Source organism: Rhodococcus sp. 008 (assembly GCF_001682295.1).
Lineage (GTDB): Bacteria > Actinomycetota > Actinomycetes > Mycobacteriales > Mycobacteriaceae > Rhodococcus_F > Rhodococcus_F qingshengii.
Map to the genome: position 1 here is coordinate 2,063,767 of NZ_CP012749.1, position 26,790 is coordinate 2,090,556.

At 62.9% G+C, this 26,790-nt stretch carries 22 protein-coding genes; 11 read left to right on the forward strand and 11 right to left on the reverse strand.

Going from position 1 to position 26,790, the window contains the following annotated elements; translation table 11 throughout:
* Nucleotides 1-48 precede the first annotated feature (48 nt).
* The 3 genes from AOT96_RS09770 to AOT96_RS09780 form a co-directional block, all read right to left on the reverse strand.
* Nucleotides 49-1,488: a uracil-xanthine permease family protein gene (locus AOT96_RS09770; protein ID WP_003945984.1), complete on the reverse strand. Its 1,440-nt coding sequence runs from the start codon at nucleotides 1,486-1,488 to the stop codon at nucleotides 49-51.
* 292 nt (nucleotides 1,489-1,780) lie between these two features.
* Nucleotides 1,781-3,004: an aminotransferase family protein gene (locus tag AOT96_RS09775; RefSeq protein WP_065351653.1), complete on the reverse strand. Its 1,224-nt coding sequence runs from the start codon at nucleotides 3,002-3,004 to the stop codon at nucleotides 1,781-1,783.
* Nucleotides 3,005-3,044: 40 nt separating this feature from the next.
* Complete coding sequence (locus tag AOT96_RS09780) at nucleotides 3,045-4,523, reverse strand: amidase (RefSeq protein ID WP_007735205.1); 1,479 nt, start codon at nucleotides 4,521-4,523, stop codon at nucleotides 3,045-3,047.
* Here AOT96_RS09780 and AOT96_RS35245 point away from each other — a divergent pair.
* On the forward strand, nucleotides 4,515-4,655 hold the full coding sequence (locus tag AOT96_RS35245; RefSeq protein WP_155277953.1) for a hypothetical protein: 141 nt from the start codon (nucleotides 4,515-4,517) through the stop codon (nucleotides 4,653-4,655). The two genes, AOT96_RS09780 and AOT96_RS35245, sit on opposite strands and share 9 nt — an antisense overlap.
* Here AOT96_RS35245 and AOT96_RS09785 read toward each other — a convergent pair.
* Complete coding sequence (locus tag AOT96_RS09785; RefSeq protein ID WP_007735206.1) at nucleotides 4,649-5,758, reverse strand: ring-opening amidohydrolase; 1,110 nt, start codon at nucleotides 5,756-5,758, stop codon at nucleotides 4,649-4,651. The genes AOT96_RS35245 and AOT96_RS09785 overlap by 7 nt on opposite strands.
* Before the next feature lie 223 nt (nucleotides 5,759-5,981).
* Here AOT96_RS09785 and upp point away from each other — a divergent pair, with 223 nt between their 5' ends.
* The 4 genes from upp (at nucleotide 5,982) to AOT96_RS09805 (ending at nucleotide 11,419) form a co-directional block, all read left to right on the forward strand.
* The gene (gene upp, locus AOT96_RS09790; protein ID WP_007735207.1) at nucleotides 5,982-6,605 is read left to right on the forward strand and encodes a uracil phosphoribosyltransferase; all 624 of its coding nucleotides are present in this window, start codon (nucleotides 5,982-5,984) and stop codon (nucleotides 6,603-6,605) included.
* A 92-nt stretch (nucleotides 6,606-6,697) separates the two neighbouring features.
* Nucleotides 6,698-8,395 carry a PucR family transcriptional regulator gene (locus tag AOT96_RS09795; RefSeq protein WP_003946020.1) on the forward strand — a complete coding sequence of 566 codons (1,698 nt, stop codon included), beginning with the start codon at nucleotides 6,698-6,700 and terminating at the stop codon, nucleotides 8,393-8,395.
* A gap of 289 nt (nucleotides 8,396-8,684) precedes the next feature.
* Nucleotides 8,685-9,911, forward strand: coding sequence for a CaiB/BaiF CoA transferase family protein (locus tag AOT96_RS09800; protein WP_007735210.1), 1,227 nt, complete (start codon nucleotides 8,685-8,687; stop codon nucleotides 9,909-9,911).
* Entirely contained in the window at nucleotides 9,908-11,419 is a 1,512-nt protein-coding gene (locus AOT96_RS09805) for a carboxyl transferase domain-containing protein (RefSeq protein ID WP_007735211.1), read from the forward strand. The genes AOT96_RS09800 and AOT96_RS09805 overlap by 4 nt, the downstream gene beginning before the upstream one ends.
* An 87-nt stretch (nucleotides 11,420-11,506) precedes the next feature.
* On the opposite strand, the gene AOT96_RS09810 is transcribed toward AOT96_RS09805, so the two are convergent.
* The 3 genes from AOT96_RS09810 to AOT96_RS09820 form a co-directional block, all read right to left on the reverse strand.
* Nucleotides 11,507-12,940 (reverse strand): uracil-xanthine permease family protein, encoded by a 1,434-nt coding sequence (locus AOT96_RS09810; protein WP_003946008.1) that lies wholly within the window; start codon nucleotides 12,938-12,940, stop codon nucleotides 11,507-11,509.
* A gap of 148 nt (nucleotides 12,941-13,088) precedes the next feature.
* The gene (locus tag AOT96_RS09815) at nucleotides 13,089-14,732 is read right to left on the reverse strand and encodes a PucR family transcriptional regulator (protein ID WP_007735212.1); all 1,644 of its coding nucleotides are present in this window, start codon (nucleotides 14,730-14,732) and stop codon (nucleotides 13,089-13,091) included.
* 102 nt (nucleotides 14,733-14,834) lie between these two features.
* Complete coding sequence (locus tag AOT96_RS09820) at nucleotides 14,835-15,950, reverse strand: XdhC family protein (RefSeq protein WP_020909752.1); 1,116 nt, start codon at nucleotides 15,948-15,950, stop codon at nucleotides 14,835-14,837.
* A gap of 282 nt (nucleotides 15,951-16,232) precedes the next feature.
* Between AOT96_RS09820 and AOT96_RS09825 the strand changes: the two genes are divergently transcribed.
* The 3 genes from AOT96_RS09825 to AOT96_RS09835 are packed head-to-tail and all read left to right on the forward strand — an operon-like array spanning nucleotide 16,233 to nucleotide 18,779.
* Nucleotides 16,233-17,420: a CaiB/BaiF CoA transferase family protein gene (locus AOT96_RS09825; protein WP_003946016.1), complete on the forward strand. Its 1,188-nt coding sequence runs from the start codon at nucleotides 16,233-16,235 to the stop codon at nucleotides 17,418-17,420.
* A gap of 43 nt (nucleotides 17,421-17,463) precedes the next feature.
* Entirely contained in the window at nucleotides 17,464-18,123 is a 660-nt protein-coding gene (locus tag AOT96_RS09830; RefSeq protein WP_003946066.1) for a TetR/AcrR family transcriptional regulator, read from the forward strand.
* Nucleotides 18,120-18,779 carry an enoyl-CoA hydratase-related protein gene (locus tag AOT96_RS09835; protein ID WP_007735215.1) on the forward strand — a complete coding sequence of 220 codons (660 nt, stop codon included), beginning with the start codon at nucleotides 18,120-18,122 and terminating at the stop codon, nucleotides 18,777-18,779. Before AOT96_RS09830 ends, AOT96_RS09835 begins: the two co-directional genes overlap by 4 nt.
* Here AOT96_RS09835 and AOT96_RS09840 read toward each other — a convergent pair.
* A complete protein-coding gene (locus tag AOT96_RS09840; RefSeq protein ID WP_231917423.1) occupies nucleotides 18,747-19,442 on the reverse strand; it encodes a hypothetical protein in 696 nt (231 codons plus the stop codon). The genes AOT96_RS09835 and AOT96_RS09840 overlap by 33 nt on opposite strands.
* Between AOT96_RS09840 and AOT96_RS09845 the strand changes: the two genes are divergently transcribed.
* Complete coding sequence (locus AOT96_RS09845) at nucleotides 19,408-20,139, forward strand: MBL fold metallo-hydrolase (protein WP_003946042.1); 732 nt, start codon at nucleotides 19,408-19,410, stop codon at nucleotides 20,137-20,139. The two genes, AOT96_RS09840 and AOT96_RS09845, sit on opposite strands and share 35 nt — an antisense overlap.
* Here the strand turns inward: AOT96_RS09845 and AOT96_RS09850 are convergent.
* Nucleotides 20,131-21,522: an amidase gene (locus tag AOT96_RS09850; RefSeq protein ID WP_064075500.1), complete on the reverse strand. Its 1,392-nt coding sequence runs from the start codon at nucleotides 21,520-21,522 to the stop codon at nucleotides 20,131-20,133. The two genes, AOT96_RS09845 and AOT96_RS09850, sit on opposite strands and share 9 nt — an antisense overlap.
* Nucleotides 21,523-21,672: 150 nt before the next feature.
* The gene (locus AOT96_RS09855; RefSeq protein ID WP_007735219.1) at nucleotides 21,673-21,984 is read right to left on the reverse strand and encodes an ArsR/SmtB family transcription factor; all 312 of its coding nucleotides are present in this window, start codon (nucleotides 21,982-21,984) and stop codon (nucleotides 21,673-21,675) included.
* Between the two features lie 91 nt (nucleotides 21,985-22,075).
* Between AOT96_RS09855 and AOT96_RS09860 the strand changes: the two genes are divergently transcribed.
* Nucleotides 22,076-23,134 (forward strand): SDR family oxidoreductase, encoded by a 1,059-nt coding sequence (locus AOT96_RS09860; protein WP_042926153.1) that lies wholly within the window; start codon nucleotides 22,076-22,078, stop codon nucleotides 23,132-23,134.
* Nucleotides 23,135-23,273: 139 nt separating this feature from the next.
* Complete coding sequence (locus AOT96_RS09865; protein WP_003946055.1) at nucleotides 23,274-24,572, forward strand: T3SS (YopN, CesT) and YbjN peptide-binding chaperone 1; 1,299 nt, start codon at nucleotides 23,274-23,276, stop codon at nucleotides 24,570-24,572.
* Nucleotides 24,573-24,596: 24 nt separating this feature from the next.
* Here AOT96_RS09865 and AOT96_RS09870 read toward each other — a convergent pair whose 3' ends face one another.
* Complete coding sequence (locus AOT96_RS09870) at nucleotides 24,597-26,786, reverse strand: transglycosylase domain-containing protein (RefSeq protein WP_058228172.1); 2,190 nt, start codon at nucleotides 26,784-26,786, stop codon at nucleotides 24,597-24,599.
* Between the last annotated feature and the right edge of the window lie 4 nt (nucleotides 26,787-26,790).

The window sequence follows — 26,790 nt, forward strand, 5'->3', positions numbered from 1 at the left end:
GATGTGACAACGGTCACGGGTCATACCTGGCATACATTCAACTTGGCATCACGTGAGCTGCGCCACGGGCTCTTCGCGTTCGTCATCTGACGCATTCGCCCCCGGCGTTGCGCCCGGCCGCCTGCCGGACTTCGGCCTGTTCAGTTCAGGGTTCCAGGACCCTACGAGCCGGCAGAGGTGGTACATCACGATCAAGACGATGGTGCCGAGCGCGATACCTCCGAGCGAGAACGTGTCACTGAACTTCAGCGCCGTGTCGCCGATACCGATGATCAGACCGGCGGCAATCGGCATCAGATTCAGCGGGTTCCCGAAGTCGACGCCGTTCTCTTTCCAGATCTTGGCGCCGAGCAGACCGATCATGCCGAACAGAACCACAAGAATTCCGCCCAGGACGCCGCCGGGCGTCGCCGCCATGACTGCTCCGAACTTGGGCGAGAAGCCGAGCAGGATCGCGATGAAACCCGCAATCACGTACGCGGCGGTCGAGTACACCCGCGTGGCAGCCATGACACCGATGTTCTCGGCATGAGTCGTCGTAGGGGAGCCGCCTACTGCGCTGGCGATGGCGGTGGCAAAACCGTCACCGGCAATGGCGCGTCCGATGTACGGGTCGAGATCGTCGCCCGTGATCTCGGCGACGGCCTTGACGTGTCCGGCGTTTTCCGCGACCAGTGCGATGACACCGGGAAGCACCAGAACGATGAACGTGAGGCTGAACGAGGGAGCGTGGATACCGACGATCCCGTTGGCTTCGTCCGAGAACGGCGGCAACCCGAACCAGGACGCCGAGTGCACCGAATCCCAGTTGACACGAAAGTGCTCGGTGGGTGCGCCGCTACCACTGGCGGACGTGATCGGACCGGAGAGCCGGTCGAGGACCCACGAGAAGATGTAGCCGAAAACCAGCGCGACGAGAATGGCGATACGTCCCAGGAAGCCGCGTAGCGCAACGCTCATCACGATCAGTGCAACCATCACGATCAGTGCCACCCACTGATCCTGCGGCCAGTACAACCCCGCGACCACAGGCGCCAGGTTGAAGCCGATCAACATCACCACAGCGCCGGTGACCACCGGCGGTAGCGCTTTACTGATGACGCCACCGCCGAGAAAGTGGATGGCGATGCCGACGAATCCCAGAACCAACCCCGACACCAGAATCGCACCGGTCACTTCGGCCGTCGTTCCACCTTGGGCACGAATGGCGGCAACGCCACCGACAAAAGCTGCGGATGTTCCGAGGTAGCTGGGGACGTGCCCCTTGACCACCAGCAGGAAGAAGAGCGTACAAAAGCCTGACATCATCACGGCAAGTTGAGGATTGAGGCCCATGATGATCGGGAAGACGAACGTCGCGCCGAACATCGACACGACATGCTGGCCGCCCAACCCGATGGTTCTCGCCCAACTGAGTCGCTCGCCGGGAGCGACCACTTCACCGGCTCCGATGTTCTTTCCGTCTCCGTGCAACGTCCAGATCGGCATGACGAGACCTTTCGCAAAGGAGGAAGGTGTTCGAAATGCTTTGTGCCCCAGCTCACAAACACCGTGTCTGGAGTGAAACGCTAATGCAGGACCGAGATTTGGACGTGATGACAATCTGCCAGAACCCACTCACCGAGATTGGCAACAATGGTGGCAGATGATGCGGGCAGGGGTCATCGTCAGTGTTGGAGGCAGTTTCGACCGAAATGAGGACCACGCCACGAAGGGCCCAAACATTTTCTTCGGCTTAATGATTCCGTAACACGATGTCTGTCAACGGAAAACGACAGTCCTAGCCGAGGGCTGCGAGGATTCCCGCTGCCATCTCCGCGACCTGATCATCGGTCATCACAAACGTCGGCGAAATCTGCATCGCACCCTGACCCGCAGCGCGACCCGAAATACCATGCTCGCGAAGCGTCTTCACAAACGGCAACGCCTCCGCCGGATCGGCCAACTGCACAGCCGCGACCGCACCGAGCCCACTACGAACCTCCGCCACCCGCGGATGCTCCGCCAACGGCTGCAGATGCGTATGCAACGACGCCTCCAAACGCTTCGACTCCGCGAGCAGATTCTCACGCTCGAGAATGTCGAGGTTCGCCATCGCCGCCGCAGCAGCACCGGCATGCCCGCCGTAGGTGTACCCATGGCGCCACCACGAACCCGCGTAGAACGGCTCCGCCACCCGCGGCGCGATGAACACCGCACCCATCGGAACATAACCCGACGTCAAACCCTTTGCCGTGGTCATCATGTCCGGCTGCAAATCGAAACGGGTGGACGCGAACCACTCACCACCGATCCGGCCGAAACCGGTCACGACCTCGTCGACGACAAACAGAATGTCGTGCTCGCGGCAGATGTCACGCACCTCCGCCAGATACCCCTCCGGCGGCAGATACACCCCACCCGCACCGATGATCGGCTCCGCGAAGAACGCAGCGATCTTGTTCGCACCGATCTTCTCGATCAACTCGAGCAGGCTCTTCGCATCATCCCAGCCGACGGTCGCCACATCCGCCATCAGCTCGCCGTACCCCTCACGGTTCACCGGAATACCAGCGAGAGCTGTTCCGGCAACGTGCATTCCGTGATACGCCTTCTGGCGTCCGACGATGATCGTCTTCTCCGGCTGCCCCACCTCGTGCCAGTACCGGCGAGCCAGCTTCGCCGCAGTGTCCACCGAATCCGAACCACCCGAGGTGAAGAAGATCTTGCTCCCGGCAACCGGCGCGATGGCCGCCAGACGCTCGGCCAACACCTGCGTGGTCTCGGGAACGAAATCACCGAAGTTGGAGAAATGAGCGATCTTCGACAACTGAGCCGCTACCGCATCCGCGATCTCGGTGCGGCCGTGCCCGACATTGGTGAACCACAGGCCCGCCGTCGCATCCAGATACCGAGTGCCCTCGCGGTCCCAGATGTACGCGCCCTCACCGCGTGAGACGACAAACGCGCCGTTCTTCTCCACAGCGCCCATGTCCGCGAACCCGTGCCACAATGCCGAAGCCATCGTCGTTCTCTCCCAACTGGATACGTTCGAAATAGATCGGTCAGTTCACGCGGAGTGCGGGCGGAAGAACCCGCTCGACCCACTGGGTTGCCTGCTCGAATGCGTAGGCGAGTTGGAGTACGTCCAAGTCGGCGCCGTGCCGACCGATGATCTGGATACCCATGGGAAGCGAACGATCGTCGAAGCCGACCGGCATCCCCGCAACCGGAACCCCGGCCATCGTCCAGGGAACAACCGTCTCCATCCACCGGTGATACGTGTCCATCGATCGGCCGTCGACGGTCTCGGGCCAGTGAGTGTTCTTGTCGAAAGGAAACACCTGGGCACTGGGCGCAAGAATGTAGTCGTAGGTTTCGAACATCTTGGTAATGGCCGACAGCCAGCCGTTGCGGGCCTCCGCGGCCTTGGTCACGTCGAGAGCCGACAGTGTGACCGCGTGCTCGAGTTCCCACAACAGTTCGGGCTTCATCAACTCGCGCAAGCTCGGATCGTTGTACTGATCGATCAAGCCGAGCTGTGCCCACCAACGCCACCGCAAGAACAGTTGCCAGATGTCCTCGGGTTTGAAGTCGGGAAGCGCCGCCTCGACGCGGCACCCCAACTGTTCGAAGACCTCGAACGAGGATTCGCACAACTCGAGAACTCCAGGTTCGGTTGCCAGGTAACCGTTCCAGTCACCGACCCATGCGATCCGAGAGCCCTTCAGATCACGTGCGAGGCTTTCGGTGAATACCGCGGGATCCTCACGAATCCCCAACGGTGCATAAGCATCCGGCCCCGCCATCGTGGAAAGCAGGTGAGCCACGTCGGTGACGGTTCGGCCCATCGGACCCACAACAGCGCCCTGAGCGATGAATCCCGTCTCCGGTATCCGACCCCAGGAAGGTCGAAACCCAACAACGTTGTTGAACGCCGACGGGTTTCGGAGCGAACCCATGTAATCGCTTCCATCAGCCACCGGCAGCATGCGAAGCGCCAACGACGCTGCGGCGCCACCGCTGCTACCGCCGGCAGTGCGCGAATTGTCGTACGGCGACACCGTCGTACCCCACACCGGGTTGTACGTCTGGGATCCGAGTCCGAACTCCGGTGTGTTCGTCTTGCCGATCACAATGGCACCGGCAGACCTGATCCGCTTGACGAACAGTTCGTCATCTTCGGCGATTCGATCCGCGAACATCGGCGACCCGGACGTGAACGGCAGACCCTTGGCTGCCGAAAGATCCTTCACCGCATGCGGAAACCCGTGCATCCAACCGAGATACTCCCCACTCGCCAACTGCGAATCACGCTCGCGCGCCTCCGCCGTCAACGCTTCCCGATCCCGCAATGCGACGATCGCGTTCACCGCCGGGTTATGTAATTCGATCTGATCGAGGAAGCTGTCCATCACCTCGACACACGACACTTCACGCCTGCGTATCAGACCACTGAGCGTGACCGCATCGGCCATGACGAGTTCGCGATTCTCGGGCGCACCGGAAACGCTCTCGTCGACAGGGTCAGCAGCATGAACCATCGTGAATCCTTTCAAGCAGTGAAGTGGGGTACGCCGCGGCGGACTCGCCGACACCGGCAACTGATTCGAGGACGAATTGCCGGTGGCGGCGCGACTGTCGAGGTTTCCAGCGAGGTTCTTGCCTACTACTGACCGAGATCGACGATGGCAGCGACTGGGCCGCCGCCCTCGGGACCCTGGTGCGCTGCCGATACCGAGACGAACACTGCCGGATCGCCGGTGACAGCTGCCGTGACTCCGCCGACACACGACTTGATCTGGCGGTGCCAGTGCACGTCGGAGTCGTCGAGCATCGCATTACGACGGCCACGGACCGTTCCGTCCTGACTGGCCTCGCACTTCAAGAACACGTTGACGAGTTGACCGTCCAGGTCGCTCGAGTGCGGCCGCTCCGGAAGTTCGAGTCCGGCGTCACGGATCGCCGCCCAGATGCCGTCCTGGTCGAGCGGATCCTTCATCACGCTGTGGCCGATCCGGTAGCGTCCGCCGACCCCGCGTGCGTTACCGACGACGACGATCTGCGCGCGGTCCAACTCGACGCCGGACGAGCAGGATGCGACAGAGGAGAAGAGTTCGCGGCTGTGCATGACATCCTCGTCGGTCGGCATGTCGATTTCGCCGAGCGCAACCGCGATCCCCAGAGCCGTTCCGCCGTTGGACAGGTCCATCGACTCATGAGTCTGTTCGGTCCACACAGTCTTGCCGCGGCTCTTGGCGTCACGGATGGTGTGAATTGTCAGCAACGGAGTCTTGGTCTGTACGTAGTGCACGTCGGCGGGATCGGTGATGCCGGCATTGGCCATCGCGTCTTTCACTGCCGCAGCAACTTTGGTGATCATGGCCGTACGGCCGATGTCCTCGGGCAGCAGTTGCTCACTCATGGCGACACCCACGGTCAGTCGCGGCTCGTCGGTCTTGGTGACCTTGTCTGCCGGCACGGTCGCGAAGATCGTCGCGTGCGGGCTGATCACGCCGTCCGTGCCGCCGGACCAGACGATCGGCACCTCCGCCACTTCTTCGGGGCTGCGATTACCCTTGGCGGAGAGAACCTCTCGGAACGCTCGGTCCGCGATGATGCGCGTGTAGTCGTTGACGCCGCCGTTACCCTCGGTTTTGCCGATGACTGCAATGACGCGGTCGGCCTCGAGGACACCGTCGTCGATCAGCTTGGCGAGCTCACTGGCGTCGGAGACGCTGTGTAGCGGAACCTTACGGACCTCGATTGCTTCGGGCATTGGCATCTCCTTGTATAGGGAATCGTGGAGGCAAAATTGGGCCTTGACAGCTCCGGGCGCTCAGTCCAGCCGAGCGGTTCGGAACTGCCGTGTCGACCACGCTATGACGACTCGAACCCATCTGCATCGTCAATACTTGCCCAAACGAAAACCGCGATTGGTTATTTCGACTCCGATTCACCGGTTGCGCGCCGCCACATCGGTTCTCACTTACGATTCGACCATGGACACCACTGTTGTCGACCATCCGCTGGCGGCATCGCTGCTCACGACCATGCGCGACGCTCGCAGCGACAACGCAACGTTCCGGTCCGCCTTGCGCAGACTGACCCATATGTTGGTCTACGAGGCCATGCGCGGCGCAGAACTGGAACAGTTCGACATCGAGACGCCAGTTGCTCCGACGCTGGGGGTGCGGCTGGCGAATCCACCGCTCCTGGTCCCGGTCTTGCGAGCGGGCCTCGGCATGGTCGAACAGGCGAGTGCCCTTATTCCGCAGGCAGGCGTCGGTTTCGTGGGAATGGCACGAGACGAGAAGACACACCAGCCGGTTCCGTATCTCGAGTCCCTGCCAGCTGATCTGTCGAGCACCCCCGTCTACGTCCTCGATCCGATGTTGGCGACCGGTGGATCCATCGTCCGCACAATCGATCTGCTCATTGCACGCGGAGCCACCGATGTGACTGCAATATGTGTCGTCGTGGCTCCGGAAGGGATCGAAGCACTGAAGAACTCCGGACATCCGGTCCGGCTCCTCACAGCGAGCATCGACGACGGCCTGAACGAAAATGCTTTCCTGATACCTGGACTCGGAGACGCGGGCGATCGCCAATTCGGGCCGCGGTAGTTGGCAGACATACGGAGAACCGCTCATTCCGAGAGGCTATTTTCGTCAACTGTTGACAATGTTCGTCGCGTGATCGAGCGTAGTCTCGCGACATGGATAGATCTGCCAAATATTCGAGCGAAGAGCTTCAACATTTGCCAGAAGGTGGCGACTACAGACTCACAGTTCGGGATGTCCTCGAGCTGCCCAGTCTGCGTGGAGCCGAAGTCCTTGCCGGGCACGGGGGCTTGCGCCACCTCGTTCAATCGGTGAACGTGATGGAAGTACCGGACATCCTCGCTTGGGTGAAGCCGAACGAGTTGTTGGTGACAACCGGGTTCCCGCTGCGCTACGGGCGAACCGGCGAGCTTCTCGACGACACAGATCTCAGTGACCTCGTCGACGGTCTTGCACGTCGAGGAGTCGCGGCACTTGCCGTGAAAACGGGCCGTTATCTCGACGAGCTGCCCGAGGCGATGCTGCACATGGCAGAGCAGCGAGGGCTTCCGCTGTTGGTTCTTCCCGTCACCGCGGGATTCGACGAGGTGATCTCGGAGGTCTTCACCAAGTTGGTGGCGAAGCAGTCCGCGGCACTCGACATTGCCGATCGACTTCACCGCTCGTTGACGTCGATCGTCTTGGAAGGTGGCGATCTACCTCAGATTGCCGCAGAATTCGCCGCGCTTTTCGACGTCAGCGTTCTCATCTGCTCGCCGGACGGAAGGGTATTGACCGAGGCCGGGGATTCAGCCGCGCTGAACGCGCTTCCGTTGTTCGAAAGCACCGGTCGGTTCCTGACCGAGCGGGTCGCCGTCGGTTTACAGAACGCGCCCAAGGGATTTCCCGGCCAGTTGGCGCTCACCCGAGTGGTGGCCGGCGGCACCGACCACGGCCGGATGGTGGCGTACGCCGGCACCCACGAACTCGGCGCAGTTGTCGTTCAAGCGCTGGAGCGAGCGGCCACCGTTGCCGCGCTGGCCGTCACCAAACAGCTGGCAGTTGCGGCAGTGGAATCCAAGTTCCGCGGCGACTTCCTCCGCGACGCACTGATAGGCGAAGCCGGCTCGCCAGCGGAAGTGAGCGCGCACTTCACCCAGTTGGGGTGGGATGTCACTCGTCCACTTGCCGTTGTGGTTGCAGAACTCGACGTCGATCACCCGGAATCCCAGCACGCGAATTCCACTCGCACGGACCAAGATCGACTCAGCGACGGCTGGCAACAAGTGGTACGAACACACGAGCGGACGGCGCCGTCCGTCGGGTTTCGACACGAGGTGGTCACGCTTTTCCCGACCAGCACCGACCGTGCGGTTCGGGACATCGAAGGGTTGGTGCGCAAGGTTGCCGGCGATCGCACCAGCGGCCGCCGATCCTTCAGCACGGGAGTGAGCCGGGTGATCTACTCCCTGGCCGATCTACCCGCGGCCTACGACCAAGCCTGTACAGCCGTGGTCGTCGGCCGACGTATCAACGGGCCGGGGCAGATCGCACACTTCGACGAACTCGGTGTACACCGACTCCTCTCGCTCCAGACGGACAAGAGCGAACTGCGTTCGTTCACCGATGACGTTCTGAAGTCCTTGTCGGCGGACAACGCCGAAGCCGCTGACCTGCGTCTGACACTCCAGACCCTGCTCGACTGCAATTGCAATGTCGCCGAGGCCTCCCGGGCGCTGCACATGCACTACAACACTTTGCGTTACAGAATCGGAAAGCTGGAGAGCGTCGTCGGATCGTTCACCGACGACCCCGTCCTTCGATTGAACGTCTCACTCGCCCTGCAGGTCATGAAGATGCACGAAATGTCATGACTTCGCACGATATGAGCTGACAGAACGTCCCGATAACGGTTCGATACAACCGCAATCGCGCCGCCCGGTGAGCGTTCGTCACTTCTTACCCACCACTGACACCCGTCGTCGGCAAGGTTACCCATGTGCCGTTCACCGGTGCCCGCTTACGGTTCGAAAGACGGGCCGCACATACCTCCTTCAGTGGCCCTGGCCGGTTTCTCGGTCCAGCGGACCGGAGTCGACCGAACTACGGAGGCCTCAACCACCAACTGGCTCAGCCAATTACACCAGAACACGGCGGTGCGACATGAACTCGACTTCGAAGCCTCACAACACAAGTGCTCGTAGTGGTCCGTTACACGACGTGATAGTCGTCGACCTCACGCGCGCACTCGCGGGTCCTCACGCGGCAATGATGCTCGGCGATCTGGGTGCCGACGTGATCAAGGTCGAATCACCTCACGGCGGCGACGACACCCGTGGGTGGGGGCCGCCTTTTGTGGAGCCCACGTTGGAACCACCGAACACACAACGGGAATCGACGTATTTTCTGTCCACGAACCGGAACAAGAAGTCGATCACGCTCGATCTGAAATCCGACAGTGGGCGCGCGACCCTCGAAGATCTCGTCTGCCGCGCCGATGTTCTCATGGAGAACTTCCGCACCGGAGTTCTCGATCGACTCGGATTCTCGACCGAGCGGTTGGCCGAACTCAATCCTCGACTGATCGTTCTGTCCATCAGCGGTTTCGGCCACGACGGCCCGGAAGGCGGTCGCGCCGGCTACGACCAGATCGCCCAGGGGGAAGCCGGACTCATGTCGCTGACCGGCTCGAGTCCGGACGACGTTCAACGAGTCGGAGTTCCGATCGCCGATCTTCTCGCCGGAATGTACGGGGCGTTCGGTGTCGTCGCGGCTTTGAAGGAACGCGAACAGACGGGGAAAGGCCGCGTTGTCCGAACGTCGCTCTTGGCCAGCGTGGTCGGTGTTCACGCGTTTCAAGGAACGAAGTGGACCGTCGCCGGCGAGGTAGGCACAGCGCAGGGCAACCACCATCCCTCCATCGCACCGTACGGGCTCTTTCGTACCGGCGATGGCGCAGTGCAGATCTCGGTCGGCAGCGAAAGCCTGTGGAGAAGATTCTGCGAAGGATTCGACCTCGACCCTGACGCCCCGGGTATGGCAACAAACGCCGAACGCGTCGAAAATCATTTCCAGGTCGTCGAATTGATCGAACGTACCTTCAAGCCGTACTCGCGTGACGAGCTTCTGACCGAACTCGACCGCATCGGAGTACCGGCAGGACGGGTTCGGACGATCTCCGAAGTGTACGAATGGGAGCAGACCCGATCACAGGGATTGCTCGTCGACGTCGACCACAGCACGCTCGGAAACATCACACTGCCCGGTCCACCGCTACGATTTTTCGATCCGGACGGAACCGAAGTGACGGAGACCCGCCACACTGCACCTCCGGTTCTCGGTGAAGACACTGACGAAATCATGTCGTGGCTACAAGGATTCACCCGATGAACCGCCTGACGGCTCGCGACTTGCTCGACCTGGTGATCGATGCCGGCACCTGGGAGTCGTGGGATACCCCTCCGATTCCCGTCGCGACCGACTCCGATTACGCCGAAGCACTTCTGCGGGCCCAGGAGAAGACCGGACTCGACGAGTCCGTCCTGACCGGAAGCGCCTCCGTCCGAGGCCGCCGTGTGGCAATCATCGTCTGCGAGTTCGGTTTTCTCGGTGGTTCGATCGGCGTGGCGGCGGGAGAACGCCTCGTCGTCGCCATCCGTCGAGCCACCCAAGAGCAGCTGCCCCTTCTTGCGCTTCCCACGTCCGGGGGAACGCGTATGCAGGAGGGGACGACGGCGTTTTTGCAGATGGTCAAGATCACCGCGGCGCTCATCAAGCACAAAGAAGCGCACCTGCCCTACATCGTCTATCTCCGAAACCCCACCACCGGAGGCGTATTCGCGTCCTGGGGATCACTCGGTCACGTGACGATCGCGGAACCGGGGGCCCTCGTCGGATTCCTCGGCCCTCGAGTGTTCGAGGCCTTGTACAACTCACCTTTCCCCGCCGGTGTCCAGACAGCGGAGAACCTTCACGAGCACGGACTCATCGATGCAGTGAGGCCGCCAGACCAGCTCGCCGAAATCGTCGAACGCGCATTGCGCATCATCACCGGGGCGCATCGTGGGTACTTATTGCCCAGTGACCCGTGCTCGTACGATTGCCCACCCGATACGTCGGCGTGGGAATCCGTCGTCGCATCCCGGCGCGAAGACCGACCGGGGATACGGGAAGTGTTGCTCAATTCCGCCTCGGACATGCTCCCGCTCAACGGAACCGGCCAAGGCGAGAACGATCCCGGCATCATGCTCGCGCTCGTTCGCTTCGGCGACATGCCCTGCGTCCTTCTCGGACAGGACCGGCGCGGACAGACTGCTCACTCCCCACTCGGCCCCGGCGCTCTGCGGGAGGCTCGGCGAGGTATGCGGCTGGCCGCAGAACTCGACCTGCCGCTGGTGACGATCATCGACACAGCGGGCGCGGCACTGTCGAAGGAGGCCGAAGAAGGCGGACTGGCGGGCGAGATCGCTCGGTGCATAGCCGACATGATTTCACTCGAGGTCCCCACCATTTCCCTCCTGCTCGGGCAGGGCACGGGCGGCGGCGCCCTGGCACTGATTCCGGCCGATCGAGTGCTGGCGGCCCGCCACGGTTGGCTCTCGCCCTTACCTCCCGAAGGTGCGAGCGCGATCATGTTCCACGACGTCACGCACGCGCCGGACATGGCAGCCAGTCAAGGGATCAGGTCCTTCGATCTGCTCGCGGGCGGCATCGTCGATCGGGTCATCCCCGAATTTCCCGATGCCGCGGACGAATCCGCCGCCTTCTGCACTCGCGTCGGAGCGGTACTGCACTACGAGCTGAGCGTGCTCAGTGCTACCGATGCGACTGAACGGCTCAACACCCGCACCGAACGCATCGACCGTATCGGCCTGGTCGAAGCCAGTACCTCCGTCTGATCGATCAGTACCCAGAACACCGGAAAGGCCGGACATCCTCCGCGGAGGATGTCCGGCCTTCGTCGATCGAGCACACTCAGCCAAGCGTCACGTGAGTTGCTTGGCGGGTTCCTCCCGATCGCCGCCGGGAGTCTTCGAATCCGGCTTGTTCGGTTCCGGATTCTTCGCATTCAGTTCCGGGTTCTTCGAACCGATGAACTGGCACAGGTGGTACATCCCGATCACGACGATGGTGCCGAGCGCGATGCCGCTGAGCGAGAACGTGTCACTGAACTTCAGGGCCGTGTCGCCGATACCGATGATCAGACCGGCCGCGATCGGCATCAGGTTGAGCGGATTGCCGAAGTCGACGCCGTTCTCCTTCCAGATCTTGGCGCCGAGAAGGCCGATCATGCCGTAGAGCACCACGGTGATTCCGCCGAGAACACCGCCGGGCGTCGCCGAGATGACGGCACCGAACTTGGGGGAGAAGCCGAGCATCATGGCGACGATGCCGGCAACCGCGTAGGCGGCGGTGGAGTACACACGGGTCGCTGCCATGACACCGATGTTCTCGGCGTACGTCGTGGTGGGCGAACCGCCGACGCTGCTGGCGATAGCGGTGGCGAAACCGTCACCGGCGAGCGCACGTCCCATGTACGGGTCGAGGTCGTCCCCGGTCATCTCGGCCACGGCCTTGACGTGGCCCGCGTTCTCCGCGATCAACGCGATGACACCCGGAAGGACCAGGATGATGAACGTGAGGCTGAACGACGGAGCGTGGATGCCGACGATTCCGTTGGCCTCGTCCGAGAACGGCGGAAGCCCGAACCACGACGCCGACTGCACCGAATCCCAGTTGACGCGGAAGTGCTCGGTGATCTGACCGGTGCCTGCGTCGTAGGAGGTGATCGTCCCCGAGACCCGGTCGAGGATCCAGGAGAGGACGTAGCCGAAGATCAGCGCCAGGAAGATGGCGATGCGCGCCATGAAGCCGCGTAGCGCGATACTCATGACGATCAGGGCCACCATGACGATCAGAGCCACCCACTGGTCCTGTGGCCAGTACAGCCCCGCGACGACGGGTGCCAGGTTGAATCCGATCAGCATCACCACTGCGCCGGTCACCACCGGGGGAAGAACCTTGAATACGACCCGGCCACCGAGGAAGTGGATCGCGATACCGATGGCTGCCAGGACCAGTCCGGACACCAGGATCGCGCCGGTCACCTCTGCGGATGTTCCGCCCTGGGCACGAATGGCGGCGATACCACCGACAAAGGCCGCCGACGTACCGAGGTAGCTGGGGATGCGTCCCTTGACCACCAGCAGGAAGAAGAGCGTACAGAAACCCGACATCATCACGGCAAGTTGAGGATTGAGCCCCATGATGATCGGGAAGACGAACGTCGCGCCGAACATCGACACCACGTGCTGGCTGCCCAGCCCGATGGTTCTTCCCCAGCTGAGCCGCTCGCCGGGAGCGACCACTTCACCCGGTTTGATGTTCTTTCCATCTCCGTGCAACGTCCAAATCGGCATGATGGGACCTTTCGTGCAGAGGAAGGTGTCCGAACGCTGAGTGTGCTCCAGCTCACAAAACACCGTGACTGGAGTGAAACGCTATTACAGCGCAGGGGTATCGACGTGATGACAATCTGCCAGAACCCACGGACTCGGATTGGCAATATTAGTGATTGATGCCGCGCATCGCGGTTATCTTCAGTGCTAGAGACAGATCCAGCCGTAGCTCGGGTTGCGCCGTGAAGGGTCCCAGCATTTTCTCCAGCTTAACGACCCTGTAACGCAGTGTGTTGTAATGGAAGTGGAGCTTGCGCGCTGTCTCGGCGATGTTGATGTTGGTCGCGAGCAAGACTTCCAATGTCTTGCGCATGTCCTGCGCTTCGGCAGTTTCCTCCGTCAGTTCCCGCAGTGTCTCCCGCGCGAACGTCTCCAGCTCGTTTTCGTCCTCGACCAGACTGAGCAGTCTGTACACGCCCAGATCGTCGAACTGAGTCACCGTCCACGGACCGGAGATCCGTCGCCCGACGGTCAGTGCGGTGCGCGCCTGACTGTAGAGCGCCGGAACGGCGTCGATCGCCGCTGTCGGCCGGGACACCCCGACACTGAACGGCCTTCTCCCGCCGCCACCTTCACCGCGAACGACCGTGACGAGGTCCCGCACCAATGCCATCGTGTCGGTGCCGACGCCCATCACGATCACCGTCTCGCCCGTCAGCGCGGTCACCGCCGCACCGGGATCGCGGTGGGCGATCGCGCCGGAGAACGCCATCGCCTGGCGATCGACGACGGGCAGCCGAGCGGGCGCCGCAGAGGCCGGTTCGTCGATCGGGTCCGGCTCGATCGAGACGATCACCAGCGGGCGGTCGAAGTCCCAACCGAATGTCTTGGCATGGGAGACAACGTGATCGTGGTCCCCGGCCCGACCGAGGAGCAGGTCGTGAACGAAGTTGGCGCGATGGCGTTCCTCCACCGACGCCACGGCTTGTTCGCGGGTGATGACCAACGCACACACCGACGCGGCCCGCTCGACCAGGTACTGGTCGTAACTCGTCATCACGCGCTCACCGGTGAACAACGCGAGACGCCCGTGGTCGATGTGATTGGCGGAAATCGCGGACACCGCGATGAATTGACCGTCGAACTCGTGCAGACCCAATCCGCCCTCGACGGTGTCGGTCCGCAGACGACCGGTGGAATCGACGGCGGGACAGGCAGACAGATGCTTGCGCTCCGCGGCGTCCCCGGCGCGGCAGATCTCGCGTCCGTCCGAGGTGGTGATCAGGGCAGCGCCCTTCATCTCCCGAGCGATGACTTCGGTCAATTGCGGGAGGCCGCCGCCGCCCATCACGACGTCGACCAGCAGCCGTCGCAAGCGCTCGGCCCCGAACATGGCGTCGATCTGGGCCGACTCCGTCTGCTCACGGTCTCTCGCCGCAGGGTGATCACACGCACCGTGAAAAACCAGGAGCGGGAAGCCGGCGCTTTCGGCCGCGTCGACCAGCTCCGGCGCGAGAGTGTCCCCGTCTGCGCCGAATTGGACGGCAAGTGCCGCAACACCTCGCGTCGACAACCGTCCGACAAATGCTTTGAAGGTTTCGGTGACCCTGGCGAGGGTTTCCGGCGTGGTGATCAGCAACTGTCCGTGCCGCAGCCACGGTCCGATGTCCGGAACCGCCATGAATCCCACCCGGGCTACCGTCGGGTCTTCGCAGCCGCCGGCGACCTTTCGAACACCAGGAAGGAGCTGGGTTCGAAGAAGTTCGGAGAGAACAGCATTCACCTCGGATGCCGGTACGGCCGGGTTTGCCACTTGGCAGGCACCTCGATTTCATTCGGATCACGGAAGATGGTTCACGAAAGAAACGATCCTATCCCCACCGAACACAAGATGTCCGAATTCAGCGCAGTCGACTCAGGCCGTTCGATGCAGGGCGGTTGGATTCTCCTGAGGTGGCGGGTGGATCGGCCCCTGCAGATCCCGCAGTTCCAAACCGGAGGCATTGCGCAGGGTCTTGGTCATCTCGGCGAGGATCGACACTGCAGTCTCCTCCGGTGTCCTCGCGCCGAGATCCAACCCGATCGGTGAGTGCAGACGCCCCAACTCGGCGTCGGTGACGCCTCGCTCCTTCAACAGCGCCACCCGACGCTCATGCGTCGCACGACTTCCCATCGCGCCGACGTACGCAGCCGGCGAACGCAGCGCGATCTCGAGCAGGGGGATGTCGAACTTCTCGTCGTGCGTGAGCACGGCCAGGACGGTTTTGTTGTCGATCGGTGCGGTTTCGAGGAACTTGTGTGGCCACATGACGACCAGATCGTGGGCGTCGGGGAAGCGCGCCCGTGTCGCGAAGACCGGCCGTGCGTCCACGACGGTCACGCGATAACCCGCAAAGGCGCCCAACGTACACATCGAGGCCGCGAAGTCGATGGCCCCGAACACGTACATCCGCGGTAGTGGCGCGAAGATCTCGACCAGCAGGTCGTGCTGCGAATCGATGAGAGTTCCCGCCGGCGCGACAAAAGCGACGGACTCACCGGTGTCCATCGTGCGCAGCAGGATGGACACCTCGTCCTCCGTGGCATCCAGATCTCCGCTGCGTCGGCCGTGCTCGACGACGAGGTGCCGTGCCGGTGCTCCCGGACGCACTTCGGTGACCACGACGACGGGCGTATCGGCCTCGATCCGTTCACAAACCTGACCGAACTCGGCGAAATCGGCTCCGACGGCCTGGACGAACACTTCGATGGTTCCGCCGCAGGTCAGCCCTACTCCGATGGCGTCGTCGTCGGAGACGCTGAAGACCTCGACGCGACTGGTGCCGTCGGCGAGAACCTCCTGGGCGATCTCGTACAGTGCACTCTCGATACACCCGCCCGAGACGCTGCCGACCACCTCGCCGGAGCGTGAGACGGCCATCGAAGCACCGGGCATGCGCGGTGAGGATCGCCAGGTACGGACAACCGTCGCCAGTGCAAAATCCTCGCCGCGGGCGTGCCACTGCGCCAGCTGAGTGGAAATGTCGCGCATCGCCTCGCCTCCCGCTTGCATCGCCGTCCGTAGAGAGTTCACGGTATCGGCCCACCGCAATCCTGCCTGTCACACAATGCGCCTAAATCCGGGCCCTGCAGTTGTGCAATGTCGCCGTCGCATCACCGTGCGCTCTCGACCAGTGTTGTCACCGAGCCCAGCCGAAAGCAGGCCTGACCTTCATTCTTCCCCTCTCCGACGATCACTGCAGCGGCAATTCACGCAGATGGTGCGACGGATCGAGTGGGCGACGTTGCACACCACAGAACCGAGGTTTCTCCCATGGACCAATTGCTCAGCGGTATCAAAGTTCTCGACCTCACCCGTGCTCTCGCGGGGCCTCTGTGCACGTCGCTGCTCTCGGACTTCGGCGCCGACGTGGTCAAGGTCGAAACCCGTGGCTCCGGCGACAGTTCGCGTCAGTGGCCGCCGTTCGACGGCGATCGAAGCCTCTACTTCGCTTCCGTGAACCGCGGCAAACGGTCGATCGCCATCGACATGCGCAGTGACCGCGGGCGGAAACTGCTTCGCAGCCTGGCCCTCGACGCAGATGTGCTGGTCGAGAACTTCCGTCCGGGAGTACTGGCCGACATGGGGCTCGATCCCGACTCGCTCGAGCAGGAGAATCCAGGGCTCGTCGTGATGAGCATCAGTGGTTTCGGCCCGGTGGGCCCTGACCAGTTCGCGCCCGGACTCGATCAGGTGGCCCAGGGCATGTCCGGGCTGATGTCGGTCACCGGTGCCGGGGAACAGACCCCGATGCGGGTCGGTATCCCCATCATCGACACGGTCTCGGGCATCTACGCGGCACTGGGAATCACGGCGGCACTGGCTTCGCGCGGACGCGACGGTCGTGGGCACCGCGTGCAGACCTCGTTGCTGGAATCCGCGATCTCGATCATGACCTTCCAGGCGCAGGACTACCTGAGCACCGGGCGGGTTTCGACGCCGAACGGCAATACGCACCCGACGATCACGCCGTACGGCGCTTTCGACACTGCCGACTTCCCGATCAACATTGCCACCGGCTCGGACAAGCACTGGATCGCACTGTGCTCGGTACTCGGCGACCCCGAGCTCGCCTTCCGTACCGAATATGCGACGGGTAAAGAACGTTTGGCGCACCGAGACCAACTGACCAAAGAACTCGAGGACCTACTGACCACGAAGGGCGCGGCGCAATGGATCTCCGAGATCCGCGGTGCCGGAATTCCCTGCGGCCCCATCCATTCGATCGATCAGGTGTTCTCCGACCCTCAGGTCGAGGCATTGCAGATGGTCGAGCAGACCCAGAGCGCCGACGGAACGTCGATTCCCGTTGTCCGCGGACCGTTCTGGGTGGACGGCAAGACCCTTCCCGTCAGGAATGCGCCACCCATGACTCTCGGCGGTGACGCCGACGACGTACTCACCGACTTCGGCCTGCGCCCGGAGGAGATCGAGGATCTTCGCGCAAATTCGGTGATCTGACCGCACACTAGTAACAGAGCAGACGCTCTGTTACTGTGCGTTCATGCCTCGGCCACGCGTCCACGACCTCGACACCCTGCTCGACGCTGCCGAAAAACTTGCCGCCACTGCCGGGCCGAGCGCTGTCACGGTCCGGGCAGTCTCCGACGCCACCGGTGTATCCAACGGGGCGATCTATCACGCATTCGGCTCTCGCAGTGGACTGGTCGGTAGCGCGTGGCTGCGTGCTGCGCGACGATTTCTCGCGCTTCAACAATCGAGAGTGGACGACGCTCTCGCGGACCCGTCGCCGACTTCGGCGGTTTCCGCCGTCGTCGCGGCCGCCGAAGTTCCGGCTGTCTTCGCGCTCGACTACCCACAATCCGCGTTGCTGCTGTTGACGATCCAGCGCGACGAACTGCTCGGCACCGACGTCCCTGCCGACATCGCCGAGCAACTCACACAACTCGACCGGTCTCTGGTCGAGTTGTTCATCCGGTTGTCGACCGCGCTCTGGGGCCGCAAGGACGGCAGAGCCGTCGAGGCAATCGAGGCCTGTGTTGTCGGCCTGCCTACCGGACTGCTCATCCATCCCGCCAAACGCGCCGACGGTTGGCGAGTCCCCGACGCCGCAGCACGCGCGCGGTTGGATGCCGCCGTTCGAGCGGTTCTGCATCTCGACCCACCACTGCCCAAGCCACGCAACAGGAAAGGCCAATCATGACCGCAACTCTGCGCTTCGAAGACAAGATCGCCGTTCTCGATCTCGGCGAGGACGAGAATCGATTCTCGCCGGAGTGGCTCGATTCCGTCGACAAGCTACTCGACCAGGCTTTGAGCGAAAGCGCACATGCCCTGGTCACCACGGCGACGGGCAAGTTCTACTCCAACGGACTCGACCTCGACTGGCTGGGCGCGAACGGCGACAAGGCGAAGTGGTATGTGCAGCAGGTGCAGTCGCTGTTCGCTCGGATGCTGACGTTCCCGATGCCCACCGTCGCGGCGATCAACGGCCACGCCTTCGGAGCCGGCGCCATGCTCGGCATCGCGCACGATTACCGCGTCATGCGCGATGATCGCGGCTACTACTGCTTCCCGGAGGTGGACATCAACATCCCCTTCACCGAAGGAATGGCAGCTCTCATCCAGGCCAAACTCAGCCCGGCGTCGGCAATCGTCGCCATGACCACGGGGCGGCGATACGGCGGAAGTGACGCATTCGCAGCCGGTTTGGTGGACTTCACCGCATCCGTCGACGCTTTGACCGCCAAGGCCATCGAAATGGTTGCACCGATCGGCCCGAAGAATGCGGGCACACTGGGGGCAATCAAGTCGACGATGTTCGCTTCAGTGGTCACCGCTCTGAACACCGACGGCTAGAAGCGACGGACTGTGTTCTCGCAGAGCCGCTTCCAGATCGTCGGCAACACTTTCGGGATCGCGGCCTTCGGTGCTCAGAACCACGTCGACTCCACTGAGCGTCGGCATCGAATCGGCCAGCAGTTGTGACGCCTCCACCAACTCGTCCAACCCGGCCCAGCCGGCCGGTTCACGTTCGATAATTCTGGTACGCAACGTATCCGGATCGGCCTCGAGGCGTGCCAGCAGGTGCCCCTCGGCGCCGGTCGCGGCCAGCAGGGCGCGCCCGTAGTCGTCGTCTTCGACGGTCGCCGTGAGGAACAGGAGTTCGTACCCCGCGTCCCGGTACGACGCGGACAGCATCCCGACGTGTGAGATTGCCCGCTCGGTTCCCAGCGGCGGGTAGCATCGCTCGAGTTCGTCCACCTCGATCATCGCGTTGCTCACCCCGGCCTCGCCGAGTCGATCGTGAAGCGCGGTCAGCACGGAACTCTTCCCCGCGCCCGGCGGGCCTGTCAGCAGCAGTACGAACACGTCCTCCACTATTGCAGAGCCGTAAGCACGTCCAGAACCTTGTGCATGCGCGGGGCGGCGAGAAGGCTGGAGAAGACAGCTCGACATGTACAACAGGCCTGATCGGAGCACCGCGATGACCACCACGATCACCGAAATCGCGCCGGACATCTACCGACTGTCGACCTTCGTGGACGAAGCGAACCTCACGATGAACCAGTTTCTCGTCGACGGCGAGGAACCCTTGCTCTTCCACACCGGGCAGCGAGCGTTGTTCACCTCGGCTTCCGACGCACTCTCCACGCTGATCGACATCGACCGTCTGAAATGGATCACGTTCGGTCACGTCGAGGCCGACGAATGCGGGTCCATGAACTCCTGGCTTGCGGCGGCCCCCGAAGCGCAAGTTGCACACGGTGCGATGGGGTGCTTCGTCCAGGTCAACGATCTGGCCGATCGGGCGCCACTTCCCTTGCAGGACGGCGACGTACTCGAAACCGGCAGCCGCCGAGTCCGGCACATCGACACCCCACACGTCCCACACGGTTGGGACGCGGGCCTGATGTTCGAGGAGACGACGTCGACGCTGTTCTGCGGAGACCTCTTCACCGCGTTCGGGCACCACCCCGCGACCACCGAGCACGAAATCGTCGGTCCCGCTTTGGAAGCCGAGGACTTGGGCCACGCCACCTGCCTCACCCCGGATCTCGAACCCACGATCCGCGCCCTGGCCGACCTCGAGCCGCGGATTCTGGCTACCATGCATGCACCGACGTACTACGGCGACTGCGTCACCACGCTTCACGACCTGGCCGACTCGTACGCAACACGTTTCGCAGCCGAAACCGAAAGATGGAAGTCAGACTAGAGCTTGCGCATTCGACGTGATTCGCGCCGCCACGGACAGCGCAACATGCTCGTGGAACGGCCGGGCCACCACTTGCACTCCGACCGGTAAACCGTTGCGGGAGAGTCCTACCGGAACCACGACCGACGGAAGGCCGAGCACACTGATCGCCCGGCAACTCGCGAGCGCGTCCATCCACGTGAGTTTGCGACCGCCCACCTCGAAGCTCTCCACACCGAGCGGCGGAGCGAGCACCGACGCAACCGGCAGAATCAGGACGTCGCCCATCTCGTCGAGGAATTCGGCGATCAACATCGCACGATCCGCCCACAGCGCTTCCACCTCGGCGGAACTGCGATCACGGCCTGCCGCAAGCATGGCGGTGATGTCCGCGTCGAAAGAGTGCGCTGAACCTGCGGCGAGAGAGTGGATGTCCGCGTGGGTCTCGACCGATCGCAACGCGCCGAAAAGCGCGTTGGCCCGCGGCAGAGCCAGACCGTCGTACTCGCTCGCGTCCAGGCTGATCGCCACCGTCCGAACCGCTGACCGGATTTCTTCGTCGACGGGAATCGTTCCCTCGCCGGTGGCCCAGCGGATGTCGAGGTCATCGACGTCGACCGAATCAGGCTCGCTCCACGAGAAATGCGGCATCGACAGGACGCGCAACGCAAGCGCCGCATCACCGAGGTTGCGGGCCAGTGGGCCGATGGTCTGGATCGTGCCGTGCATCGTCGCAGGGTTGGCGAGTACCCGTCCATCCGAAAGCACGCCTGGATACTGACCTTCCGGATCGACACGTCCGAGCGTCGGGCGAACCGAAGTGAGGCCGGTGCAGTGGGCGGGCCAACGCACCGAGCCACCAAAATCCGTACCGAGTCCGAGCACGCTCATTCCGGCAGCAACCGACGCGGACTCGCCGCCACTCGACCCGCCGGGGGACCGGACGACGCCGTCCGGTCGCACCGGACTGGCCGTGGTTCCGAACAGTTCGTTTCGAGTCAGGCCGCACGCGCCGAATTCCGGGGTGTTGGTCTTGCCGATCAGAATCGCACCGGCAGCCTTGAATGCCGCGACGGCCGGGGCGTCGACGGCCGGGACGTTGTCCGCCAGAGTGCGAGAACCGGCAGTGGTGCGCACGCCGGCAGTGGCGATCAGGTCCTTGACCGTGAACGGAACCCCGGCAAGGGGGCCGAGTGTCTCACCGAGAAGGCGTCGTTCGTCCAGGGCATCCGCGGCCGTGCGAGCCTCCTCGGCGCACACGGTGACCAGTGCGTTGAGTTCGTCATTGCATTCGTCGACCCGTGCGAGGTGGTCTTCGACGATGGTCCGCGCCGACGCCTGACCCGACCGCACGGCCTCGGCGATGGATCGGGCATCACGGCCCACCCAGCTCTCACGACTCATCGCACGCCTCTCCTTGCCAGTACCCTCTGCCGAGCGTAAGGACAACGAGCAACCCGAGAAACGACCACAATGCACATACCGACGGCGCCGGCGATGTGAGGTTTTGCCACAACGTTGGCGGCCCCGGAGGGATCGGTCAGGTGCTGGTACCTACAAACCCTGCCTGATGAATGCTGCAAGCTTCTCGATCTGTTGCTCGTTTCGCTTGTAATGCCGCCACTGACCGATTCGTGTGGTGGTCACCAGATCCGCGGCCTGGAGTGCGGCCATGTACTGAGACGCCGTCGATTGCGACACCTTCGCCCTCGCTTGAATGTGCTTGAGGCACACTCCGACCTCCTCAGCAGGCTCGAGCTGAGGGGGAAAGCTCCCGGGGTCTTTCAACCACTGCAGGATTTGCACACGCATCGGGTTGGCCAGCGCCTTGAACGCCGTTTCCCACTCGGTTGTTGCGTCTTCCATGTTCGTGAGCATACCGCTAGATCGCGAAATGCCGATATGTGTGGTTCACTCCCTATATCGCAACATCGCGATATACCAATGGGAGGCTGAAATGGTGCAGCACGACAAAGTGGCACTCGTGGTCGGAGCCCGAGGCGTGATCGGTGGGAACTTGATCGATCACCTCGAGTCGACCGGAGAATGGAAGATCATCGGACTCTCGCGGCGAGGCGGTACGGACACCGACCGGGTCGAACACATCGCAGTCGACCTGCTCGATCCTTACCGGACTGCAGCGGCACTGAGCGGACTGGGCGACGTCACTCACGTCTTCTACGCCGCCTATCAAGACCGCCCGACATGGGCCGAGCTGGTTCCGCCCAACTTGGCGATGCTGGTCAACACTCTCGACGCCATCGAGCCCGTTGCGGGCGGACTCGAGCACGTCAGCCTGATGCAGGGCTACAAGGTTTACGGGGCACACCTCGGACCGTTCAAAACTCCGGCCCGCGAGAGCGATCCACCGCACATGCCACCCGAGTTCAACGTCGACCAACAGCAGTTCCTCGAACGTCGGCAGCTCGGCAAGTCGTGGACATGGTCGGCGATCAGACCCTCGGTCGTCTCCGGATTCGCACTGGGTAACCCGATGAACCTCGCGATGGTCATCGCCGTCTACGCGACCATCTCGAAGAAACTGGGTGTCCCACTCCGATTCCCCGGCAAACCCGGCGCGTACACCAGCTTGATCGAGATGACCGACGCCGGACTCCTGGCCGAAGCGACGGTCTGGGCCGCGACCAACCCCGAGTGCGCAAATCAGGCGTTCAACATCAACAACGGCGACCTGTTCCGCTGGCAGGAGATGTGGCCGAAGATCGCAGCCTTCTTCGACATGGACGTCGCACCTCCGCTCCCGATGTCCCTCGATGTCGCAATGGCGGACAAGGAGTCGGTGTGGGATGAACTCGTCGAGGAACACCAACTTGCTCGGACCCCGTATTCCGATGTCTCGTCCTGGGGGTTCGGTGACTTCGTATTCGGATGGGACTACGACTTTTTCGCTGACGGATCGAAAGCTCGGCGGTTCGGATTTCACCGCCACGTCGACACCGAAGCGATGTTCCTCGACATCTTCGCCAATCTGCAGGCTCGGAAGATAATCCCCTGACTGAAACACGGTCACTCGGATCCTACGAACACTGTCACTGTCGGACCCCACGACTAACGTCGTAGGCGGGGTTTGAAAAGCAGGGGTTTCGGCGAGTCGTCGGTAGGGCCCCATGCGCCCCCGGACCAGAGGAGCGACGATGTCGGACAATACTTTCGATCTGGAAATCCTGAGTGCCTGGACTACTTTCGAGACTCATCTCGCTCGCTACATCTCCGTGATGGAGGACGACGACACCCTCGTGGTGGAGTCGCATTACGACAGCATGGACGAACTGGCCGACGCACCCGCGTGCATCCAGTTCTTCGCGTGGAACCAGACCTCCGTGCGCTGTGAAGTTCCTTCCAACAGGTTTCTGCATCCACTGCGGATGCTCGAACCGGAAGACCATTCAGCGCTGCTCGACATGGGGTTCAACGCTCCCGATCTGTGCGAGCACGAACCCGAGGGCAATGGGTCCATGTCCTTCTACATCGACGTCGACCGCGCTCGTCCCGAGGAACTGGTGACAAAGGTGTTGCGCGTATTCCGCGAAATGTGGAGCATTGCGCACCCGTCGTTCCTGCGTGCCAGCACCAGTGGGCGCGAGTCGACGCCGGCGTTCGCCACGACGCCGTCTCACGCTCCCTCGGGTTCGGGCGACATGCTGCGGATCCTGGTCGACGGGGCCGTCGAGCGCCTTCTCGGTCATCCGCCCAAGCGTGACGACGACGGCGATATCCCGCTGGTCCGCGGTGAGCAGGTCACCTATGTTCGTGTTCTCGAGGACGACGAGTACGTAGAGGTGTTCTCGCGGGTCGTGCATTCGGTGGAGAACCTCGAGAACGCTGCTGTAATTCTTGCTCAGCTCAATCGGCAATGGCCGACCATCAAGCTCATTCTCGTCGAGCAGAGTGTGCTGGGCGTGGTCCGCGTGGACGGCGCACCCTTCGTCGCCGAGCACCTGCTGCGGGCTCTGCGCTCGTTCGCCGAACTGGCCGAAGCATCCGACGAACTCGCCGAAGAACTGGGCGGGCAACCCATCCGCGCAACCGGAGACACCGCCTTCAACGACGGCATGGCCTCCGAGCACGAAGATCCCGGTGCCGAATACGAGTCACACGAGTGCCACGAATTTCCGCCGGCTCTCATGGCGCTCCTCGAACTCGACGCAGACGGAACGGGCGAGCTCAGCGCCGAAGAGGTTGCCGTGATCTGTGAGCACGACCGCGACACCATTCTCGACTACCTGCGGATCAGCCAGGAGCAGGAGACTGCCTGGCACGAGGCGTTGACCGAGTCCATCCGCCGCAAGGACGACGACACCGACCTGTGTGCGGGCGAGAAGCGCGCGTGGACGCACGCGATCCGCAACCTCAGGCGCGGACTGCGCGTCGTCGTACTGCCCGCCAAGGATGCAGCGCCCACCCAACTCGGTCTCTTCGACGATCAGGCCTGAGAACCGGAAATCGGGCGCTGCTTGTCAGCCCGGCAGTGGGATGACGATGCCCGGCAGGATCTCGATCTGACGCGGCAACTGGGGGAGCGGCGGCACTTCGATCGGCGGTAGGCCGGGCACCTCGATGGGCGCCGGGGGAGCGACCGCGCCCGTCGTGGGCGTGCCCGTCCCGTCCCCCGAGGTCACGCCGGAGTTCGCGGGAACGCCGGCCTGCCCGCCGATGGGGTCCGGCCACGGGAAGCTCTCCCAGTCGGATCCCTTCAGCGCGCCGTCCATCGTGCTCTTCCAGATGTCCGCAGGCACTCCGGAGCCGTAGATCAAACCACCGTAGGAGTTGGTGATGGCCTGAGCGTCGGAAGTTCCGATCCACACCGCGGTGGACAGCGACGGCGTGTAACCGACCATCCACGCATCCTTGTTCTGCCCCGTGTCACCCAACTGCGCGGTGCCGGTCTTGGCAGCAGACGGGCGTCCACCGGCAAGCGCGTGACCGTTCGAGTACGACGCGATCGGGAGCATTGCCTGCGTGACGTTGTCGGCAACGGCAGCATCGAGACGACGCTCACCGGGAGAGACCGGGCGATCGAGCAGGACTTCACCTTCGGCCGTCACGACCTTCCGGATGAAGTGCGGCTGCTGGTACACACCGGAATTGGCGAGCGTCGCGTAAGCGGACGCCATGTCGATAACGCGAGACTGATACTGGCCGAGCACGATTCCGTTCTCCGGCGGACCACCCTCCTGTGTGAGCGTCGGGTAGTCGAGTCCGGGAATGTGCTCGGGGATGCCGGCCAGGTGGGCGGCGTCGGCGATCTTCTGGGGACCGTTCTCCATCGAGAGCATCAACCGGTAGAAGCTGGTGTTCAGCGAACGCTTGAGTGCCTCGGCGATGGTGCATCGACCACAGGATTCGCCGCCGACGTTTCCGATGGTCACGCCGTTGATCGTGAGCGGTGAACTGTCGAACCGTGCGGACAGCGGAATGTCTTCCATCAATGCTGCGACCAGACCGAAGACCTTGAACGCTGAACCGGTCTGCAGCGGCGCCTGGGCGTAGTCGAAGCCGGCTCCGTCGTCACCGCCGTAATAGGCGTCGACGCCACCGGTCTTGGGGTCGATGGACACTACTGCGGTCCGCAGGTCTTCCGGCTCGCCCTCGAGATTCCGCCTGACGGCGTTCAGCGCAGCTTCCTGCGCAACCGGGTCGATGGTTGTCGTGATCTGCAGACCAGCGGTGTTCAGCGTCTGATCGCTGATACCGGCCTCGGCCAGTTCCTTGAGTACCTGGGTCTTGATGTGGCCTTCGGGTCCTGGCGCCTGGTTCAGATCGGTCGGCCGATTGGCGGGGGCGACGACCGGGAACTGCATCGCGTCGCGATCCGTCTTGGTCAGGCTGCCCAGTTCCACCATGCCGTTGAGAACGTAGTCCCAGCGCGCTTGCAGCGCGGACAGATTGGTCTCGGGGTCCAGGAACGACGGGCTCTGGATGACGGACGCGAGAACTGCGCCTTCCTCGACACTCAGCTCACTGACCGGCTTGTCGAAGTACGCGTTCGACGCGGCGGCGATGCCGTACGCACCGCGACCGAAGTAGATGGTGTTGAGATACGCGGCAAGAATGTCGTCCTTGGACCATTCGCGCGCCATCTTGGCGGAGATGACGAGCTCACGCAGCTTCCTGTCGATACTGCGCTTGTCACCGACCAAGACGTTCTTCACGTATTGCTGAGTGATCGTCGAGCCACCGCCGGCGCTTTCCTTGCCCATCACGTTGTCGCGGGCAGCGCGAGCAAATCCGGAGATCGAGAACCCGGGGTTGGTGTAGAAGTTACGATCCTCCGCCGAGAGCACCGAATCGCGGACGTGAATCGGGATGGCCGACAACGCGACCTCGGTCCGGTTTCCCTCCGGCGGCACTACCTTGCCGAGCACGGTCGTGCCGTCGGCCATGTAGATGGTGGACACCTGATTGGTCTGCATGTCAGAGGGGCGCGGGACGTCGGTCCGGCTGTACGCGACAGCAAAAACCGACGCGGGCACGATGACCATCAGGAGCACGAGCACGTAGATGGTCCGCCGGACGTACCGCCACTTCGAGCGCTGCTTTTTCGCGGGCTTGGCCGACTTGTTCGACCGGGGCGAATTAGCCGACTTGCCCGATCGAGCCGACGACTGATCGCCACCCGTCGCACTCGATCTGTTCGATGGACTCACTCAA

Excerpts from the sequence above, each read along its gene's own strand:
- AOT96_RS35245 (WP_155277953.1), top strand. The coding sequence starts at position 4,515 with ATGAACCATCGTGAATCCTTTCAAGCAGTGAAGTGGGGTACGCCGCGG.
- AOT96_RS09800 (WP_007735210.1), top strand. The coding sequence starts at position 8,685 with ATGAACTCGACTTCGAAGCCTCACAACACAAGTGCTCGTAGTGGTCCG.
- AOT96_RS09850 (WP_064075500.1), bottom strand. The coding sequence starts at position 21,522 with ATGAGTCGTGAGAGCTGGGTGGGCCGTGATGCCCGATCCATCGCCGAG.
- AOT96_RS09835 (WP_007735215.1), top strand. The coding sequence starts at position 18,120 with ATGACCGCAACTCTGCGCTTCGAAGACAAGATCGCCGTTCTCGATCTC.
- AOT96_RS09770 (WP_003945984.1), bottom strand. The coding sequence starts at position 1,488 with ATGCCGATCTGGACGTTGCACGGAGACGGAAAGAACATCGGAGCCGGT.
- AOT96_RS09780 (WP_007735205.1), bottom strand. The coding sequence starts at position 4,523 with ATGGTTCATGCTGCTGACCCTGTCGACGAGAGCGTTTCCGGTGCGCCC.
- AOT96_RS09860 (WP_042926153.1), top strand. The coding sequence starts at position 22,076 with ATGGTGCAGCACGACAAAGTGGCACTCGTGGTCGGAGCCCGAGGCGTG.
- AOT96_RS09865 (WP_003946055.1), top strand. The coding sequence starts at position 23,274 with ATGTCGGACAATACTTTCGATCTGGAAATCCTGAGTGCCTGGACTACT.
- AOT96_RS09855 (WP_007735219.1), bottom strand. The coding sequence starts at position 21,984 with ATGGAAGACGCAACAACCGAGTGGGAAACGGCGTTCAAGGCGCTGGCC.
- upp (WP_007735207.1), top strand. The coding sequence starts at position 5,982 with ATGGACACCACTGTTGTCGACCATCCGCTGGCGGCATCGCTGCTCACG.
- AOT96_RS09785 (WP_007735206.1), bottom strand. The coding sequence starts at position 5,758 with ATGCCCGAAGCAATCGAGGTCCGTAAGGTTCCGCTACACAGCGTCTCC.
- AOT96_RS09830 (WP_003946066.1), top strand. The coding sequence starts at position 17,464 with ATGCCTCGGCCACGCGTCCACGACCTCGACACCCTGCTCGACGCTGCC.
- AOT96_RS09840 (WP_231917423.1), bottom strand. The coding sequence starts at position 19,442 with ATGTCCGGCGCGATTTCGGTGATCGTGGTGGTCATCGCGGTGCTCCGA.
- AOT96_RS09825 (WP_003946016.1), top strand. The coding sequence starts at position 16,233 with ATGGACCAATTGCTCAGCGGTATCAAAGTTCTCGACCTCACCCGTGCT.
- AOT96_RS09845 (WP_003946042.1), top strand. The coding sequence starts at position 19,408 with ATGACCACCACGATCACCGAAATCGCGCCGGACATCTACCGACTGTCG.
- AOT96_RS09795 (WP_003946020.1), top strand. The coding sequence starts at position 6,698 with ATGGATAGATCTGCCAAATATTCGAGCGAAGAGCTTCAACATTTGCCA.
- AOT96_RS09805 (WP_007735211.1), top strand. The coding sequence starts at position 9,908 with ATGAACCGCCTGACGGCTCGCGACTTGCTCGACCTGGTGATCGATGCC.
- AOT96_RS09775 (WP_065351653.1), bottom strand. The coding sequence starts at position 3,004 with ATGGCTTCGGCATTGTGGCACGGGTTCGCGGACATGGGCGCTGTGGAG.
- AOT96_RS09810 (WP_003946008.1), bottom strand. The coding sequence starts at position 12,940 with ATGCCGATTTGGACGTTGCACGGAGATGGAAAGAACATCAAACCGGGT.
- AOT96_RS09820 (WP_020909752.1), bottom strand. The coding sequence starts at position 15,950 with ATGCGCGACATTTCCACTCAGCTGGCGCAGTGGCACGCCCGCGGCGAG.